Source organism: Nocardioides abyssi (genome assembly GCF_030412915.1).
Taxonomy (GTDB): domain Bacteria; phylum Actinomycetota; class Actinomycetes; order Propionibacteriales; family Nocardioidaceae; genus Nocardioides; species Nocardioides abyssi.
In genome coordinates this window covers 1-279 of sequence record NZ_JAUHJR010000144.1, presented here as the reverse complement: position 1 = coordinate 279, position 279 = coordinate 1, and the positions used below count along the sequence as shown (strand labels likewise).

The 279-nt window shown below is 60.9% G+C and carries 1 protein-coding gene; it reads left to right on the top strand.

Annotated features, from left to right (window positions below):
• On the top strand, window positions 1-279 hold a 279-nt coding region (gene rpsB / locus QWY29_RS20255; RefSeq protein WP_300963031.1), incomplete at both ends, for a 30S ribosomal protein S2.

Sequence of the window (279 nt, the reverse complement as noted above, 5' to 3'; positions counted from 1 at the left end):
ATCAAGACCACCGTGGCCCACAACGGCACCGTGCTCTTCGTCGGCACCAAGAAGCAGGCTCAGGAAGCTATCGCCAACCAGGCCACCCGCGTGAACATGCCCTACGTCTCCGAGCGTTGGCTCGGCGGCATGCTGACCAACTTCCAGACCGTCTCCAAGCGCGTCAACCGCCTCAAGGAACTTGAGGAAATGGACTTCACCGACGTGCACGGTTCCGGCCTGACCAAGAAGGAGCTCCTCCTGCTCGAGCGCGAGAAGGACAAGCTCAACAAGCAGCTG